Origin of the sequence: Pseudoalteromonas phenolica, assembly GCF_005886345.1 — a bacterium.
Taxonomy (GTDB): Bacteria; Pseudomonadota; Gammaproteobacteria; order Enterobacterales; family Alteromonadaceae; genus Pseudoalteromonas; species Pseudoalteromonas phenolica_A.
In genome coordinates this window covers 1-208 of the sequence record NZ_PNEC01000114.1, presented here as the reverse complement: position 1 = coordinate 208, position 208 = coordinate 1, and the positions used below count along the sequence as shown (strand labels likewise).

At 93.8% G+C, this 208-nt stretch carries 1 protein-coding gene; it reads right to left on the bottom strand.

All coding sequences use genetic code 11. The features are described 5' to 3' along the window. Window positions 1-208, bottom strand: a 208-nt coding sequence (locus CWB72_RS21230) for a hypothetical protein (RefSeq protein ID WP_212747922.1), incomplete at both ends; no start/stop codon positions are given.

The following is a 208-nucleotide window of genomic DNA, read 5'->3' as shown; positions in this document are numbered from 1 at the left end:
CCCCCCACCCCCACCCCCCCCCCCCCCCCCCCCCCCCCCCGCCCCCCCCCCCCCCCCACCCCCCCCCCCCGCCCCCACCCACCCCCCCGCCACCCCCCCCCCCGCCCCCCCTCCACCACCACCCCACGCCCCCCCACCCCCCCCCCGCGCCCCCCCCCCCCCCCCCCCACCCCCCGCCCCCCCCCCGCGCGCCCGCCCGCCCGCGCCC